This is a genomic window from Mesorhizobium sp. 2RAF45 (genome assembly GCF_052115225.1).
GTDB lineage: Bacteria > Pseudomonadota > Alphaproteobacteria > Rhizobiales > Rhizobiaceae > Mesorhizobium > Mesorhizobium jarvisii.
Genome location: NZ_JBFRGG010000001.1, coordinates 110,351 through 124,582 on the forward strand (window position 1 = coordinate 110,351; position 14,232 = coordinate 124,582).

General features: G+C 60.0%; 14 protein-coding genes and 1 tRNA gene. 9 read left to right on the forward strand and 6 right to left on the reverse strand.

The features are described 5' to 3' along the window. Positions 1 to 13: 13 nt before the first annotated feature. Positions 14 to 1,141 carry a sugar ABC transporter substrate-binding protein gene (locus AB4Z43_RS00520; protein ID WP_038647209.1) on the reverse strand — a complete coding sequence of 376 codons (1,128 nt, stop codon included), beginning with the start codon at positions 1,139 to 1,141 and terminating at the stop codon, positions 14 to 16. A gap of 218 nt (positions 1,142 to 1,359) precedes the next feature. Between AB4Z43_RS00520 and AB4Z43_RS00525 the strand changes: the two genes are divergently transcribed. The 7 genes from AB4Z43_RS00525 (at position 1,360) to AB4Z43_RS00555 (ending at position 7,308) form a co-directional block, all read left to right on the forward strand. Next, positions 1,360 to 2,040, forward strand: a complete 681-nt coding sequence (locus AB4Z43_RS00525) for a GntR family transcriptional regulator (protein WP_019858525.1) — start codon at positions 1,360 to 1,362, stop codon at positions 2,038 to 2,040. A 134-nt stretch (positions 2,041 to 2,174) separates the two neighbouring features. Then, on the forward strand, positions 2,175 to 3,059 hold the full coding sequence (locus tag AB4Z43_RS00530; RefSeq protein WP_032921106.1) for a cytochrome c oxidase subunit II: 885 nt from the start codon (positions 2,175 to 2,177) through the stop codon (positions 3,057 to 3,059). Between the two features lie 21 nt (positions 3,060 to 3,080). Beyond that, a complete protein-coding gene (gene ctaD / locus AB4Z43_RS00535) occupies positions 3,081 to 4,850 on the forward strand; it encodes a cytochrome c oxidase subunit I (RefSeq protein WP_019858528.1) in 1,770 nt (589 codons plus the stop codon). Next, positions 4,847 to 5,551, forward strand: coding sequence for a cytochrome c oxidase subunit 3 (locus tag AB4Z43_RS00540; RefSeq protein WP_441935330.1), 705 nt, complete (start codon positions 4,847 to 4,849; stop codon positions 5,549 to 5,551). Before ctaD ends, AB4Z43_RS00540 begins: the two co-directional genes overlap by 4 nt. Before the next feature lie 13 nt (positions 5,552 to 5,564). Then, the gene (locus AB4Z43_RS00545) at positions 5,565 to 6,284 is read left to right on the forward strand and encodes a heme-copper oxidase subunit III family protein (protein WP_441935331.1); all 720 of its coding nucleotides are present in this window, start codon (positions 5,565 to 5,567) and stop codon (positions 6,282 to 6,284) included. Between the two features lie 9 nt (positions 6,285 to 6,293). Further along, complete coding sequence (locus tag AB4Z43_RS00550; RefSeq protein WP_019858531.1) at positions 6,294 to 6,695, forward strand: cytochrome C oxidase subunit IV family protein; 402 nt, start codon at positions 6,294 to 6,296, stop codon at positions 6,693 to 6,695. Positions 6,696 to 6,834: 139 nt separating this feature from the next. Further along, positions 6,835 to 7,308, forward strand: coding sequence for an aminoacyl-tRNA deacylase (locus tag AB4Z43_RS00555; RefSeq protein WP_038647215.1), 474 nt, complete (start codon positions 6,835 to 6,837; stop codon positions 7,306 to 7,308). Between the two features lie 180 nt (positions 7,309 to 7,488). On the opposite strand, the gene AB4Z43_RS00560 is transcribed toward AB4Z43_RS00555, so the two are convergent. The 5 genes from AB4Z43_RS00560 to tig all read right to left on the reverse strand — a co-directional run bounded on the left by AB4Z43_RS00560 (position 7,489) and on the right by tig (position 12,438). Further along, a complete protein-coding gene (locus tag AB4Z43_RS00560) occupies positions 7,489 to 8,301 on the reverse strand; it encodes a DUF2189 domain-containing protein (protein ID WP_038647217.1) in 813 nt (270 codons plus the stop codon). A gap of 467 nt (positions 8,302 to 8,768) precedes the next feature. Beyond that, entirely contained in the window at positions 8,769 to 9,704 is a 936-nt protein-coding gene (locus AB4Z43_RS00565; RefSeq protein ID WP_441935332.1) for a heme o synthase, read from the reverse strand. A gap of 36 nt (positions 9,705 to 9,740) precedes the next feature. Further along, positions 9,741 to 10,121: a c-type cytochrome gene (locus tag AB4Z43_RS00570; RefSeq protein ID WP_038647221.1), complete on the reverse strand. Its 381-nt coding sequence runs from the start codon at positions 10,119 to 10,121 to the stop codon at positions 9,741 to 9,743. 152 nt (positions 10,122 to 10,273) lie between these two features. After that, positions 10,274 to 10,798 (reverse strand): hypothetical protein, encoded by a 525-nt coding sequence (locus AB4Z43_RS00575; protein WP_441935333.1) that lies wholly within the window; start codon positions 10,796 to 10,798, stop codon positions 10,274 to 10,276. A 164-nt stretch (positions 10,799 to 10,962) separates the two neighbouring features. Further along, a complete protein-coding gene (gene tig / locus AB4Z43_RS00580) occupies positions 10,963 to 12,438 on the reverse strand; it encodes a trigger factor (protein WP_441935334.1) in 1,476 nt (491 codons plus the stop codon). A gap of 357 nt (positions 12,439 to 12,795) precedes the next feature. Here tig and AB4Z43_RS00585 point away from each other — a divergent pair. Together AB4Z43_RS00585 and AB4Z43_RS00590 are read left to right on the forward strand one after the other, a co-directional pair. Continuing rightward, positions 12,796 to 12,880: transfer RNA gene (locus AB4Z43_RS00585), tRNA-Leu, on the forward strand. A 230-nt stretch (positions 12,881 to 13,110) separates the two neighbouring features. After that, the gene (locus AB4Z43_RS00590) at positions 13,111 to 14,034 is read left to right on the forward strand and encodes a hypothetical protein (RefSeq protein ID WP_064984159.1); all 924 of its coding nucleotides are present in this window, start codon (positions 13,111 to 13,113) and stop codon (positions 14,032 to 14,034) included. Positions 14,035 to 14,232: the final 198 nt, after the last annotated feature.

The following is a 14,232-nucleotide window of genomic DNA, read 5'->3' on the forward strand; positions in this document are numbered from 1 at the left end:
TGCCTTGGGAGGCTCAGTTCTCCGGCTGCCCGACAAGCGCGGCGTTGAGGCCGATCTCGGGCGTCTGGTCCGAAAAGATCGAAGCGAACCAGCCGGGATTGGAGACCAGCGACGGCTTGAAGACGTTGCAGCCGGCCTTCATCTCCGCCCAGGTGCCTTCGTCGCACAGCTTGATCGTCTCGTTGGTGACGACCGGCAGCGGCAGGATCGTGGTCTTCGGCACATCCTTGCCTTCGATCGCCTCGACGGCGAGTTTCAGCGCCAGCGCGCCGGAATAAGGCGGTGAGGCATAGGAAATGCGTTGTGCACCAGCCGGCGCATAGGGCGGAGCTGCTCCTTCTACTTCGGTGCTCGCAGGCAGCATCTGGATGCGGCCGCCATTGGAGCCCTCACCGGCGCAAGGCAGGAGTTCGCTGGCCTTCTTGCCGGCCTCGAGTTGCATGGAGTTCGCGGTGAAGCAGCCAACCTGCATCCACAGCCCGTTGATGTCGTTCCAGCTGCGCGTGGCGAGGATCTTGGAGAGCTCGGTGCGGGCAACCGCCTGGCTCCACATGCCGACAGCCTCGCCGACAATCTTGATATCGGGGTACTTGGCAAAGACCTCCTTGGCGGCCTTTGTCCGCTGATCGTCGACGGATGTTCCGGGAACACCCGTAATGGCGATGATGTTGCCCTTGCCATTGAGCTTCTTCACCAGCCATTCGGCGGTCACCCTGCCCGCTTCCAACTGGTCGATATGAACATTGTAGGCACAGGGCTCGGTGATCTCGGCGTCATAGGCGAAGACCTTCACCCCCTTGTCGCAGGCATTCTTCACGACCTGGTTGAGCGCGGTCGGCGAGATCGGATAGACGACGATCGCCTCGGCACCGCTCTGCACCATGGCGTTGATCTGCTGGATCTGGCGTTGTGCGTTGGGTCCGGCGACCTGGACCTGCAGGTCGACCTTGTCGGCAAGGCTCTTGTGAGCGGCCATGGCCTTGACCATGTTTGCCGCCTCGGCCTGCCAGTCATTGCCGATATAGCTCATGCTGAGAAAGATCTTGTGCTTTTCGGCGGCTTCAGCAGCCGACAGCCCAGAGGCGCATACGGCCATGCCGGCCAGCAGCGCGAGCCGCCGGACTTTCAATCCGATACCCATGTGAATTCCTCCCGATACGAACGACCGAATGCCTCCCGAGGGCACGAACCGTAGCCCTCGTCATTCGATGTCGGAGACCGTATCATGATTTGATCAAAGATCAATGATGAAATATCCTTACGTCAAGGCTACGGTCGCCAACGCTTGACGCGGCAGCCGGAACCCTGCATTCCGGGAACGGTTATGGCGCGGCCTTTGCGCCGAAAGGTTGATGGGAAATGGCCGGAGCGGCGTTCAGGAAGCCTGGTGTCGAGATCGTGCCCCTGTCCAGGGAGACCCTGCAGGACAGGGTCTATCGCCATGTCACCGAGTTGATCCTCGACGGCAGCATCGTGCCCGGCGAAATGGTGACGGTGCAGAGCCTCGCCGACGCTTTCGGAGTCAGCCCGATGCCGGTCAGGGAGGCGTTGCGGCGGCTGACCGCGGCCAATGCCTTGATGGTCGTTTCAGGCCGCTCGATCGGCATTCCCGCACTCAGCCGCGCGCGCCTCGTCGATCTCAGGAATGTCCGCTTCGAGATCGAGGCGATTGCCGCCGCCTGGGCTGCCGAGCGCATCGACGATCGGGGCATCGCGCAACTCGGCCAGCACTTGGCCGCCCTCGAACAGGCCAATGCGGCGGGAGACGTCAAATCCTATCTGCGCGCAAACTATGCCTTCCATTTCTCCATCTACCGGGCGGCCGGCTCGGAAAATATCCTCAACATCATCGAGAATCTGTGGCTGCAGATCAGCCCCTATTTCAACATGCTGCATGATTCCGGAAACTATTCGACTGCCAACGAGCACCACCAGGCGATGTACGCGGCGCTGTGCAACCGCGACGCCGAGGCCGTCCGCCAGGCGATCCGCGCCGATATCGACGCCGCTTTCGACGTTCTGGTCGACCTGCTCAAATAGGTCGCGGCGGCAAAAGACGGGATTTTTCCCGTCAGGATAGTCGCCTCTGGAATTGACCCCAAATTAAGCTATGATGCGCTTGGTATTTCTTGGCGGCGGCTTCGCTCCCCCCTCGAATGCCGGAGGAACGGGACATGGCCGTAGCGCTTGTACTCGTTTTGATCGTCGTGGGCTCAGTGTTGTTTCACCTCCTGAGCCCATGGTGGTGGACGCCGATTGCCTCGAACTGGGCCTATATCGACAACACCATCATCATTACCTTCTGGATCACCGGCGTCGTCTTCGCCGCCGTCGTGCTTTTCATGGCCTATTGCGTGTTCCGCTTCCGTCATCGGGAGGGAAACCGCGCCGCCTACGAACCGGAGAACAAGCGGCTCGAATCGTGGCTGACGATCGTAACCGCGGTCGGGGTCACGGCGTTGCTGGTTCCCGGCCTGTTCGTCTGGAGCCGATTTGTCAACGTCCCGAGCGACGCAACCGAGGTTGAAGTCGTTGGCCAGCAATGGCAGTGGAGTTTCCGCCTGCCCGGCAGGGACGGCAAGCTTGGAACATCCGACACCCGCGACGTCACCGCCGACAATCCGCTGGGCGTGATCCCCAAGGATCCTAATGGCCAGGACGATGTCGTGGTCGAAGCGGCCGATCTGCATCTGCCGGTCGGCAAACCGGTCAAGATGCTGCTGCGCTCTATCGATGTGCTGCATGATTTCTATGTGCCGGAATTCCGCGCCAAGATGGACATGATCCCGGGCTCGGTGACCTATTTCTGGTTCACCCCGACCAGGACCGGCACCTTCCAGGTCCTGTGCGCCGAACTTTGCGGCCAGGGACATCCGATGATGCATGGCGTGGTCATGGTCGACACACAGCAAGACTACATGGCCTGGCTTGGCCAGCAGCAGACTTTTGCACAATTGTCGGCCCCCAAGCAGACGGGGTCGGCGGACGAGACGACGGGACAGACGGCGGCGCTGGGTCCCGAAATTGCAGCAAGGCTCGAAACGGTCGGGTCTCGCTGAGAAGGACACGGAGGTGTTCCTATGGTCGACATCACGCCTGCAGATGGCATCCCGCCGGCCGAGGTCGCGGAAGTCGAACTCTACCATCCGCACAGTTGGTGGACCAAATACGTCTTCTCGCAGGACGCCAAGGTCATCGCCGTCCAGTATTCGGCGACGGCAACGGCAATCGGCCTGGTCGCCCTGGTGCTGTCCTGGCTGATGCGGCTGCAACTTGGCTTTCCCGGCACGTTCGACTTCATCACCCCGGAAGCCTACTACCAGTTCATCACCATGCACGGCATGATCATGGTGATCTACCTGCTCACCGCCCTCTTCCTCGGCGGCTTTGGCAACTATCTGATCCCCCTGATGGTCGGCGCGCGCGACATGGTCTTCCCCTATGTCAACATGCTGAGCTACTGGATCTACCTGCTCGCCGTGCTGGTTCTGGTGTCGAGCTTTTTCGCGCCCGGCGGACCGACGGGGGCCGGCTGGACGCTCTACCCGCCGCAGGCCATCATGAGCGGGACGCCAGGCGGCCAGGACTGGGGCATCATCCTGATGCTCTCCTCGCTGATCCTGTTCATCATCGGCTTCACGATGGGCGGCCTCAACTATGTGGTGACCGTACTGCAGGGCCGCACGCGCGGCATGACAATGATGCGCCTGCCGTTGACCGTCTGGGGCATCTTCACCGCGACCGTCATGGCGCTGCTCGCCTTTCCGGCGCTGTTCGTCGCCAGCGTCATGATGCTGCTTGACCGAGTGCTGGGCACCAGCTTCTTCATGCCGGCGATTTCCGAGATGGGTGAGCAGCTGCAGCACAATGGCGGCAGCCCGATCCTGTTCCAGCACCTGTTCTGGTTCTTCGGCCATCCCGAGGTCTACATCGTGGCGCTGCCGGCCTTCGGCATCGTATCCGACCTGATCAGCACCCATGCGCGCAAGAACATCTTCGGCTACCGGATGATGGTTTGGGCCATCGTCGGCATTGGCGCGCTGAGCTTCGTGGTCTGGGCGCACCACATGTATGTCAGCGGCATGCACCCCTATTTCGGCTTCTTCTTCGCCACCACGACGCTGATCATCGCCATTCCGACCGCCATCAAGGTCTACAATTGGGTGCTGACCCTATGGCGCGGCGACATCCATCTCACCATACCAATGCTGTTCGCCCTGGCCTTCATCGTTACCTTCGTCAATGGCGGGCTGACCGGCCTGTTCCTTGGCAATGTCGTGGTCGATGTTCCACTATCCGACACGATGTTCGTCGTCGCCCATTTCCATATGGTCATGGGTGTTGCTCCAATCCTCGTGGTTTTCGGCGCGATCTACCATTGGTACCCGAAGGTCACCGGCCGGATGCTCGACGAAACGCTGGGCCGGTTCCATTTCTGGGTCACCTTCCTCGGCGCCTACCTGATTTTCTTCCCCATGCACTACCTCGGCCTGATGGGCGTGCCGCGGCGCTATGCCGAACTGACCGACATGACGATCATGACGGAGTCGGCTCATCACCTGAACTCGTTCATCAGCATCATGGCCTTCATCGTCGGCTTCGCCCAGATGGTGTTCCTGTTCAACCTGATCTGGAGCATCCGCCATGGCCGCGAGGCCGGCGGCAATCCGTGGCGGGCCACGACTCTCGAATGGCAGACGCCGCAAACACCGCCGGCCCACGGCAATTTCGGCAAGGACCTGCCGATCGTCTATCGCTGGGCTTATGATTACAGCGTACCGGGTGCCAAGGAAGACTTCATCCCGCAGAACATGCCGGGCTCCTTCGGCCCCTCAAGGGAGCCGGCATGAGCGTCATCCTGGTCTTCCTGCTCGTCATTGCCGGATTTGCCGGATGGTGGCTTTCGCACCAGAGGCTGATGGCCAAGCCATGGCTCGAGCAAGGTCTGGCCAGTGATTTTGTCGGCCTCGACCGGTCGGCCCTGCCAACAGCCAAGATCGGCCTCGGCGTTTTCCTTGCTGTCGTCGGCTGTCTGTTCGCGCTCTTCACCAGTGCCTATTTCATGCGGATGGCGGTGTCGGACTGGCAGCCGCTGCCGCTGCCGCGCCTGCTCTGGCTCAACACCGGCGTGCTGGTCCTGAGCAGCGTGGCCCTCCAGTGCACCTCGATGGCGGCGCGCAGGGGGCAGATCGACACCGTACGGCTCGGCCTTGCCACGGCCGGGCTCACGACGCTCGCCTTCCTGGTCGGACAGCTCATGGCATGGCGGCAGCTGACCGCCGACGGCTATTTTCTGGCCTCCAATCCGGCCAACAGTTTCTTTTACCTGATAACCGGCATGCATGGGCTGCACGTGTTGGGAGGGCTGGTGGCTCTGGGCAGGACCACCACGAGCGCCTGGGCTGGAACGCGGCCGGAACGACTTCGCCTCGGCGTGGAACTATGCGCCATGTACTGGCATTTCCTGCTTTTCGTCTGGCTTGCCATCTTCGCGCTGCTGGCCGGCTGGGCCGCGACGTTCATCGACATTTGCCGGCAGATGCTGACCTAAGGGGATTAAGCGGATGGCAGAAACACTGACACATATCGGCCAGACGGAGCCACGGCCCACAGGTTGGCGAGGCATTGCCGCCGATTGGTCCTCGGATCAGCGCGCGTTCAAGAACGTGTCCTGGGGCAAGGCCATGATGTGGATATTCCTGCTCAGCGACACCTTCATCTTCGGCTGCTTCCTGCTCTCCTACATGACCGCGCGCATTTCGACACGCGTGCCGTGGCCCAATCCCAGCGAGGTCTTCGCGCTTCGCATCGGCGGCTCGGATATCCCGCTGATCCTAATTGCCATCATGACGTTCGTGCTGATCTCCAGCAGCGGTACGATGGCCATGGCGGTCAATTTCGGCTATCGCCGGGACCGCCGCAAGACGGCCATCCTCATGCTTCTGACCGCGGCGCTCGGCGCGACCTTTGTCGGCATGCAAGCCTTCGAATGGACCAAGCTGATCACTGAAGGGGTGCGGCCCTGGGGCAATCCCTGGGGTGCCGCACAATTCGGTTCGTGCTTCTTCATGATCACCGGTTTCCACGGCACCCATGTGACGATCGGTGTGATTTTCCTGATGATCGTGGCGCGCAAGGTCTGGCGCGGAGATTTCGACACCGGACAGCGCGGCTTCTTCACCAGCCGCACGGGTCGCTACGAGAACGTCGAGATCATGGGACTGTACTGGCACTTCGTCGATCTGGTCTGGGTGTTCATCTTCGCATTCTTCTATCTTTGGTGAGGGGCAGACATGGCAGAAGCAACCGCAAACGGCCTCGGACAACACGCACTTCATGCGGGTCATGCACATGAAGCGCCGGCGGCCGTCACCCATGCCGACGTGCATCAGGAACATCCGATCAAGCTCTATCTGGTGGTCTGGGCGTGGCTGTTCATCCTCAGCACCTGCTCCTACCTGGTCGATTATTTCGGCCTTCACGGCTATCTCAGATGGTCGCTGATCCTGATCTTCATGATCCTCAAGGCAGGGCTGATCGTCGCTGTCTTCATGCACATGGCCTGGGAACGGCTGGCGCTGGCTTATGCGATCATCCTGCCGCCGATACTGGTGCTGGTGTTCGTGACAATGATGGTCTTCGAAGCCGACTACACGCTTTTCACCCGGCTGGCATTTTTCGGAGCCGGACCCTGAAGCACGAACCGCATTCCGATCTTGCCACCGCGCCTCGAAACCATCAGCCGCTGGTCTATTTTAGTACCGGAAACGACATAAGGAGAATGACTGCCCTCGTTTCCGCACGCGTCGCGAACTCCGGCAAAGGGAGGCCAAGATGACGATCGCAACCAGACTGAAGGACTTTATCGACAGGAAGGGAATCTCATACGACACAGTCGCCCACCATCGCACGTCCACCAGCAGACAGTCCGCCATCGCGGCGCATATACCCGGCAGCATAGTGGCCAAATCGGTCGTTGTTCACCACGAGCTCGGCTATGCGCTGGCCGTGGTTCCAAGCACGCACAGGATCGAGCTCGGCACATTGCAGGACGTCATGGACAAGCGTCTCGGACTAGCCTCCGAAGACGAGGTGACTTCGCTCTTCGCTGATTGCGACACCGGCGCCGTTCCGCCGATCGGCGCACCTTACGATGTGCCAGTGATTGTCGATGACAGCCTCGGCGATGCCGCCGACATCTACTTCGAAGGCGGCGACCACAGAACGCTGGTGCATGTCAGCGGCGAGGATTTCCGCAACTTGACGATGGGCGCATACCGCGCCCGCTTCAGTCACCGGGCCTACTGACGGCTTCGATCAAGCTCGCACCGGCATGCCGAGCAATTCCAGGAAAAGTGTGATCGGTTTTCCCCGGGAAAGCGCGTAGCGCTTTCCCGTGGGAATTGCGTTAAAACAAACGGATAGAGCGTTTTACCGTTTCCGTGAAACGGTAAAACGCTCTGGCCGGTGCGGTGAAGCAAAACGTCCTCAACTCGTCGGTCTGGCGGGCGATTCCACAACCTTGCGGTAGACATGCCAGGTGGCGTGGCCGAGGATCGGCAACACGACGGCGAGCCCGACGAACACCGGCAGCGAGCCGATGATCAGGCCGACGGCGACGATCAGTCCCCAGACAGCCATCACGATCGGGTTCGCCAGGACCACGCGAACCGAGGTGTGGATCGCTTCATAGGCGCCGACATCGCGGTCGAGCAACAATGGGAAGGCGACGACCGTCGTGCACAACACCACCACGGCAAAGACAAAGCCGATGGCGTGCCCCAATATGATCAGCGTCCAGCCACGTCCGGTGGCAAATATCGCGTTGATGAAGCTGGATATCGATTCCGGCGGAGCCGGGCCGAAAAGATATTCGTAGAATATCTTCGCCGTCAAAAGCCACGTGATGAAGATTGCAAACAGCATGATCCCGACCGCCGCGATGGCCGGCAGCGCCGGAGAATTCCTGACCTCGAAAGCGTGCCTCCAGGAGGTGTCAAGCCCGGCTTCCCGTCTACGGCTGATTTCATAGAGGCCTATCGCAGCGAAGGGGCCAACCAGCGCAAAGCCAGAAACCAGCGGAAACAACAACGGCAAAGCATTGGCGCCCGAAGTCCATGCGGCGAGCACGACGCCCACGAGCGGATAGATCAGGCAGAGAAAGACGATATGCGACGGTTTAACCATGAAATCATCGACGCCCCGCCTGAGCGCGTCAAAAAGGTCGGAAACAGCGATTTTTCGAATTTTGGTATGTTCCAGCGTCTCGCTGGCGCCTGCTATCACATGAAAACTTGCCATGACCGTTCCTCCAGACTGGGTCCGGAAAGGTCGCGATTTAGCGGTGCTGCCGTCTGCGTGACTGGCCACGCAAAACCGCGACCTGCACCGCCACCAATATACTCTCTTGTGAGGGACTTGTCGCCCGTTGTTGGGCTGCACGGCGGGCTCAGGAAACCCTTCTTCGATATGCGCACGCTGCGCCGCGTGTCTCTTTTTTGGACACGTAAACACGCTGGAGCACTTGGATTGGCGCATGATCCTTTGCGAACCGGAGATCGGCGCAGCAGAGTCGATCCCGATCTTCAGGACCATGCACTGGGTCGAAGGCGAAGGTCATGGACGCAAGGACGCTTCTCATACTCGGCCTTGGCATAATCAGTCTGCTGTTGCTGGGATTCTGTGCGCTGCCATCGTGACAGCACTGCTGGGTCTTCGGCAAAGCACTCGCCGACCGGCCAGAGCGGTTCGCGGATGGCGATCTGCGCTCAGGCCCCGGCTGAGATCAGCGCGCGCATGGCAATGGTGTCGGCAAGCAGCGCGGCGAAGATCGCGAAAAGATAGAGGATCGAATAGGCAAACAGCGCCTTGGCGGGTTTCAACTCCGTTTCAGAAGCCGCCAGAACCTTCCAGGAATGCCAGATGAAACCGGCGCCCAATGCGACCGAAGCGATTCCGTAGTAGCCGCTGGTGAATCCGAAGAACCAAGGCAGCACGCCGACCGGCGCCAGAAGCAAGGCATAGGCGAGGATTTGCCTACGCGTCGAAGCAGGGCCGGCCACATTCGGCATCATCGGAATGCCGGCAGCGGCGTAGTCGCCAACCTTGAACAGCGCCAGCGCCCAGAAATGCGGCGGCGTCCACAGAAAGATGATCAGAAACAGGATGAGGCTTTCGATGCCGATGGCGCCAGTTGCGGCCGCCCAGCCAATGACAGGAGGAAGGGCACCAGCCGCGCCGCCGATGACGATGTTCTGCGGCGTCGAGCGCTTCAGCCACATCGTGTAGATGACGATGTAGAAGAAGATGGTGAAGGCCAGCAGCGATGCGGCAAGCCAGCCTACCAGTACGCCGAGTGTCATGACCGAAAGCGCGGAAAGCACAAGGCCGAAGCCGAGAGCTTCGCCCGGCGTGACGCGGCCCGACGGAACCGGCCGTTTTGACGTGCGTGACATCAGCGCGTCGATGTCCGCGTCGTACCACATGTTCAGGGCCCCCGCCGCTCCTGCTCCGATCGCAATCGCACCGATTGCGATCACGGCGATGACCGGATTCATCACGCCGGGCGCCACCATCAGGCCGACGAAAGCGGTGAATACGGCAAGCGCCATGACCCGCGGCTTCAAAAGCGCGAAGAAATCGGCCGCCGTCGCTTCCGAGAGGCGGATGGAGGTATCCTTGAGGCGGCTTTCCCTAGTCGACATCTCGGACGACCACCGATGGATGGCGAGGGAGCCAGGTCACTTGGAGAACGTTTTCAGATAGGCAATGACGTTGGCCACGTCCGCATCGTTCTTGAGGCCGGGAAACGTCATTTTGGTGCCTTTGACCATGGCCTTGGGATCATGAAGGTAGGTCGTCAGCGTTGGCTCGTCCCATTTGACACCGGATTTGCCGGCAGCAACCATGGCATCGGAGTATTTAAAATCCGGATGCGTACCGGCCGTGCGGCCGATGACGCCGTGCAGCGATGGACCGATCTTGTTCTTGTCCTCGTTTGCGATGTGGCAGACTTGGCATTTGGTGAAGACCTTCTCACCAGCCGCGGCATCCTGTGCCTGCGACGGATGCGCGATGAAGATCGTAACGGACACCCCAGCGAAAAACGCTATAGCACGCATGGCATTTCCTCCCTGATCGCCATTTATGCCTCGGACGATCGCGCCTGGGCAGAATATCTCTCCCCAGTGGAATTGCGGTACCAACATACCATGGAATCCAGGCGGCGGGTAGAAAAAGCCAAGCATTGCGAAGGTTTAGAACCCGGCCGCGCTCAAGGCGGCTTGGTCCGGCAGCTTCCGGCGATCTGCTCGACCGCCTCTTCGAGCCCCGCAAGGTCGAAATCCGCCTGGCCGCGGCCTGACAACAAGCCGAACCGCCAGGAAAGCGACAGCCGGCTTGCCGGAAAAAGGCGCTTGATGCCGTCGGCGCCGTCGCGCACCAGCATTCGGCCGCGCGACCCGACCGACCAACTCTCGTCGAACTTGCCGCCGCCGTCGACGGCGACCGACATGGTGATCTTGCGGCTGGCCGAAACCCCGTCATTCAACTGCAGCCACTCGGTCCAGCGCGGTTCGCCGTCTGCCCGGCAGGCAATGGTCAACACCGGGCTGTAACTCAAGGCACCGCCACCCGTGATCAGCTTGTTGGTGCCATGAAGCGAAGCGGTGACAAGGCCATCGTCGTCCGTACCGAAGCGCCACTCGCCGGCAAGCGCGCCGGCCTGGGCAACATCGCAGGCGAAGGCCAGAACGAGCGCCAGGGCGGCGGGACGCACCTTTTCGAAGAATAGGCTCAACGCCCCCTCCAGGAACCACACGGTTTGCAACAGCAGCGCAGATAATGATCAACGCCAGGTATCGCCAAGTGCCATTTCCCGCAAAGCGAATCGGCTGTTGCAGTTTCGCAACGAAAAAGGCCGCCTCAAGGGCGGCCTTCGTCGATTCCCTCAAATGCGGGAACTTATTCGGCGTCCTTGGCGGCTTTTTTCTTCGGCACGGCCTTCTTCTTCGGCTCTTCCGCCTCGTCGCCCGCCTTGGCTTCAGCCTTCTTGGCCGCGGCCTTTTTCGCCGGCTTGGCCTTGGTCGTGGTTTCCGCGTCCTCGTCGTCGGCCATCAGCTCTTCCTTGCTGACCTTGACGTCAGTGACCGAGATCTGGCCGAGCAGGTGGTCGACCACCTTCTCCTCGAACATTGGTGCGCGCAGCGCGTTCAGCGCCTCGGGGTTGCTGCGGTAGAACTCGAAAGCTTCTTGCTGCTGGTTGGCCGGGAAGCGGCGAACCTGCTCGAACAGGCCACGCTGCAATTCCTCGTCCGATACGGTGACACCGGCCTTCTCGCCGATCTCCGCCAGCACCAAGCCGAGACGCACACGGCGTTCGGCAAGACGCAGATATTCGGCGCGGGCTTCTTCTTCGGTCGTCTCTTCGTCGGCGAAGGTGCGGCCGGCGGCTTCCAGGTCGCGGGTGACCTGAGCCCAGATGTTGTTGAACTCGGCCTCGATGAGCTTCGATGGCGCCTCGAACGAATAGGCGGCATCGAGCTGGTCGAGCAGCTGGCGCTTGACCTTCTGGCGTGTCATCGAGCCGAACTGGTTCTCGATCTGGCCGCGCACGATCTCACGCAGGCGCTCTAGCGATTCCAGGCCAAGGTTCTTGGCGGTCTCGTCGTTGATTTCCAGCTCGCCCGGCTTCGACACTTCCTTGACGGTGACGTCGAACGTGGCTTCCTTGCCGGCCAGATGTGCCGCCTGGTAGTTTTCCGGGAAGGTCACGGTGACCTGCTTTTCGTCACCGGCCTTGGTGCCGATAAGCTGATCCTCGAAGCCAGGAATGAATTCCTTGGAGCCCAGTACCAACGGCTGGTCGGTGCCGGCGCCGCCGGCAAAGGCCTCGCCGTCGATCTTGCCTACATAATCGATGCTGACGCGGTCGCCTTCGGCGGCCTTGCCGGTCTTCGGCTCATAGCTGCGTGCCGATTCGGCAACGCGCTTGACCTGGTCGTCGATCTCGGCCTCAGGCACGTCGAACACCTGACGCGTCACCTTGATGTCGGAGAAATCCTTGATCTCGATCGCCGGGATGACCTCATAGTTGAGGCGGAACTCGAAGTCGGTACCGCCGGCCAGGATCTTCTCGGCTTCCTTCTCGTCCTCGGTCATGATGACTTCGGGCTGCATGGCGGCCTTTTCGCCGCGGCCCGTAATGATCGAACGGGTGGAGTCGTTGAGGATCTCGTTGACCACTTCGGCCATGAACGACTTGCCATAGACCTTGCGCAGGTGCTGCACCGGCACCTTGCCCGGCCGGAAGCCGTTGATGCGAACCTTGTTGCGCGCGTCCGAGAGCCTCGCCATCAGCTTGGCTTCCATGTCACCGGCCGGCACGGTGATCTTGATCTCGCGCTTGAGACCGGAATTAAGCGTTTCGGTGACCTGCATCGTAAAACCTTTGTTTTCACCAATGAGACTGCCACGGCCTCTGCCGTTTACAGCCTGCCGGTATATTCTTGCCGGGAATGGCTTTTGGTACGGAACCTGGCGATTTGACCGAAATTACGGCTCAAACTCTCCCAAACTGCGTTCCAAAATGTGAATAAGTTCTTGTTTTTCCTACTTCTTATCACATTCTGCAGAAGCGGATCGTCGCGTCCCGTCACATTTGACACGCCTTTTGTCACAGGCGAGCCCAATTTTCAACAGTCTTCGCGCTTAGGCGAATAACCAACGTTTCGGCCCTGGCCGACATCTCGTCTCTGACATTGACAGAATGATGGCTACATGGGATTGCCGGACGATGCGGATGTGGCGGAACTGGTAGACGCCCTGGATTTAGGTTCCAGTGCCGAAAGGCGTGGGGGTTCGAGTCCCTTCATCCGCACCAATTTTTTCGGCCAATGACTGCTCCGAATGAAATCCAACTTTCAAGGAAGACCCTTGAAATAGTTCGTTGACAGGTTCTTACTTGCAGCGGGCAGGTTGGGGCTCTGTCGAGCTGTGCGCGTAGTTTCTCTAGTTCTGGCGGTAGGGTCAATTGTCGCGGCAGCAACATGTAAGGTTGAGGCCCTAGAGTACACGGCTGTTTCGTCTCCAGGGCAGCAGCCGTTTCTTGTTGTGTCCGGCGAGTTCAAAGACAATGAACCCCTGAACGCCTTTAGCAACGCGGTTGTGAGCAGCGGCGCCCGGAGGATCGTATTCAACTCCCCCGGCGGCAACGTCGGCAGCGCGCTTCGGTTGGGGCGTATGATCCGCGCGGCAGGGTTGGATACGCTTCAGCTTCGCCAACTGCAGTGCGCCTCAGCCTGCTCACTGGCCTTCTTGGGTGGCGTCCACCGTGTTGCCGAACCAGATTCTATCGGCATTCATCGGGCTTGGTTGAAATGGACTGACGGGATTTCCAGAGAAGAAGCCAAGGCCCGTGTCCAGCTCGGAACGGCCGCAATCACATCCTACGTAGTCGAGATGGGAGTGGACCCCGAACTGATTGAGTTGGCTTCGAGCTTTGACAAGAATGACATAAGATACCTATCGGCCAGCGAAATGGCAGAGTTGCGTGTGACCAATGTCGCAGCGAACCAATCGCCCGCGGATACATTGCAGGTGTCGACGAGGCCAGATCCTGCGCCCGTGCCGCTGCCTGCGCCCGACGCAAGGCAACAGGCGGAGAGCGCTGCGGTCGCTTTCGTCAAGGATCTGATCGAGCATCATGGCGACAACGACGATTTCGCTCTTGCTCAAGTTCAGGCGTCCTACGCTCGCACAGTCGACTATTATGGCAAGTTGACGAACCTGAGTTCGATCCTTCAGGACAAGAGGAACTATTACCGGCGATGGCCTGAACGCATATATAACGTCCGCAATGACAGCATTGCGGTCACCTGTGCAAACGATCGCTGCATGGTTTCTGGCGCGTATGACTGGGTTGTGCGCAGCCCCTCGATACACAAGCAGGAAAAAGGCGTAGCAGACTTTAGCTACACAATATCGACTGGTCCCTATCCCAAAATCGTCGCCGAGACGAGTAAGGTCCGGAGTTGATCAGTGGAGTTCTCCATCCCTGAGTCAATGAACTTTCTTGCGAAAAATCTGTTTGGCTATTTCGTATAATGGCACACACGGGCGCCCCAGTGGGGTACGACTGCCGCGCTGCCGCAACGCCTGTACGGCAAAGACCTTACACTTGATTTAGGGGGTTCTGGTCTCTCGATTCGCACCGATGACCGGGATCCATCGTTA

What these genes read in the sequence shown, in the direction of transcription:
- AB4Z43_RS00520 (WP_038647209.1), bottom strand. Translation starts at nt 1,141, where the DNA reads ATGGGTATCGGATTGAAAGTCCGGCGGCTCGCGCTGCTGGCCGGCATG.
- AB4Z43_RS00525 (WP_019858525.1), top strand. Translation starts at nt 1,360, where the DNA reads ATGGCCGGAGCGGCGTTCAGGAAGCCTGGTGTCGAGATCGTGCCCCTG.
- AB4Z43_RS00530 (WP_032921106.1), top strand. Translation starts at nt 2,175, where the DNA reads ATGGCCGTAGCGCTTGTACTCGTTTTGATCGTCGTGGGCTCAGTGTTG.
- ctaD (WP_019858528.1), top strand. Translation starts at nt 3,081, where the DNA reads ATGGTCGACATCACGCCTGCAGATGGCATCCCGCCGGCCGAGGTCGCG.
- AB4Z43_RS00540 (WP_441935330.1), top strand. Translation starts at nt 4,847, where the DNA reads ATGAGCGTCATCCTGGTCTTCCTGCTCGTCATTGCCGGATTTGCCGGA.
- AB4Z43_RS00545 (WP_441935331.1), top strand. Translation starts at nt 5,565, where the DNA reads ATGGCAGAAACACTGACACATATCGGCCAGACGGAGCCACGGCCCACA.
- AB4Z43_RS00550 (WP_019858531.1), top strand. Translation starts at nt 6,294, where the DNA reads ATGGCAGAAGCAACCGCAAACGGCCTCGGACAACACGCACTTCATGCG.
- AB4Z43_RS00555 (WP_038647215.1), top strand. Translation starts at nt 6,835, where the DNA reads ATGACGATCGCAACCAGACTGAAGGACTTTATCGACAGGAAGGGAATC.
- AB4Z43_RS00560 (WP_038647217.1), bottom strand. Translation starts at nt 8,301, where the DNA reads ATGGCAAGTTTTCATGTGATAGCAGGCGCCAGCGAGACGCTGGAACAT.
- AB4Z43_RS00565 (WP_441935332.1), bottom strand. Translation starts at nt 9,704, where the DNA reads ATGTCGACTAGGGAAAGCCGCCTCAAGGATACCTCCATCCGCCTCTCG.
- AB4Z43_RS00570 (WP_038647221.1), bottom strand. Translation starts at nt 10,121, where the DNA reads ATGCGTGCTATAGCGTTTTTCGCTGGGGTGTCCGTTACGATCTTCATC.
- tig (WP_441935334.1), bottom strand. Translation starts at nt 12,438, where the DNA reads ATGCAGGTCACCGAAACGCTTAATTCCGGTCTCAAGCGCGAGATCAAG.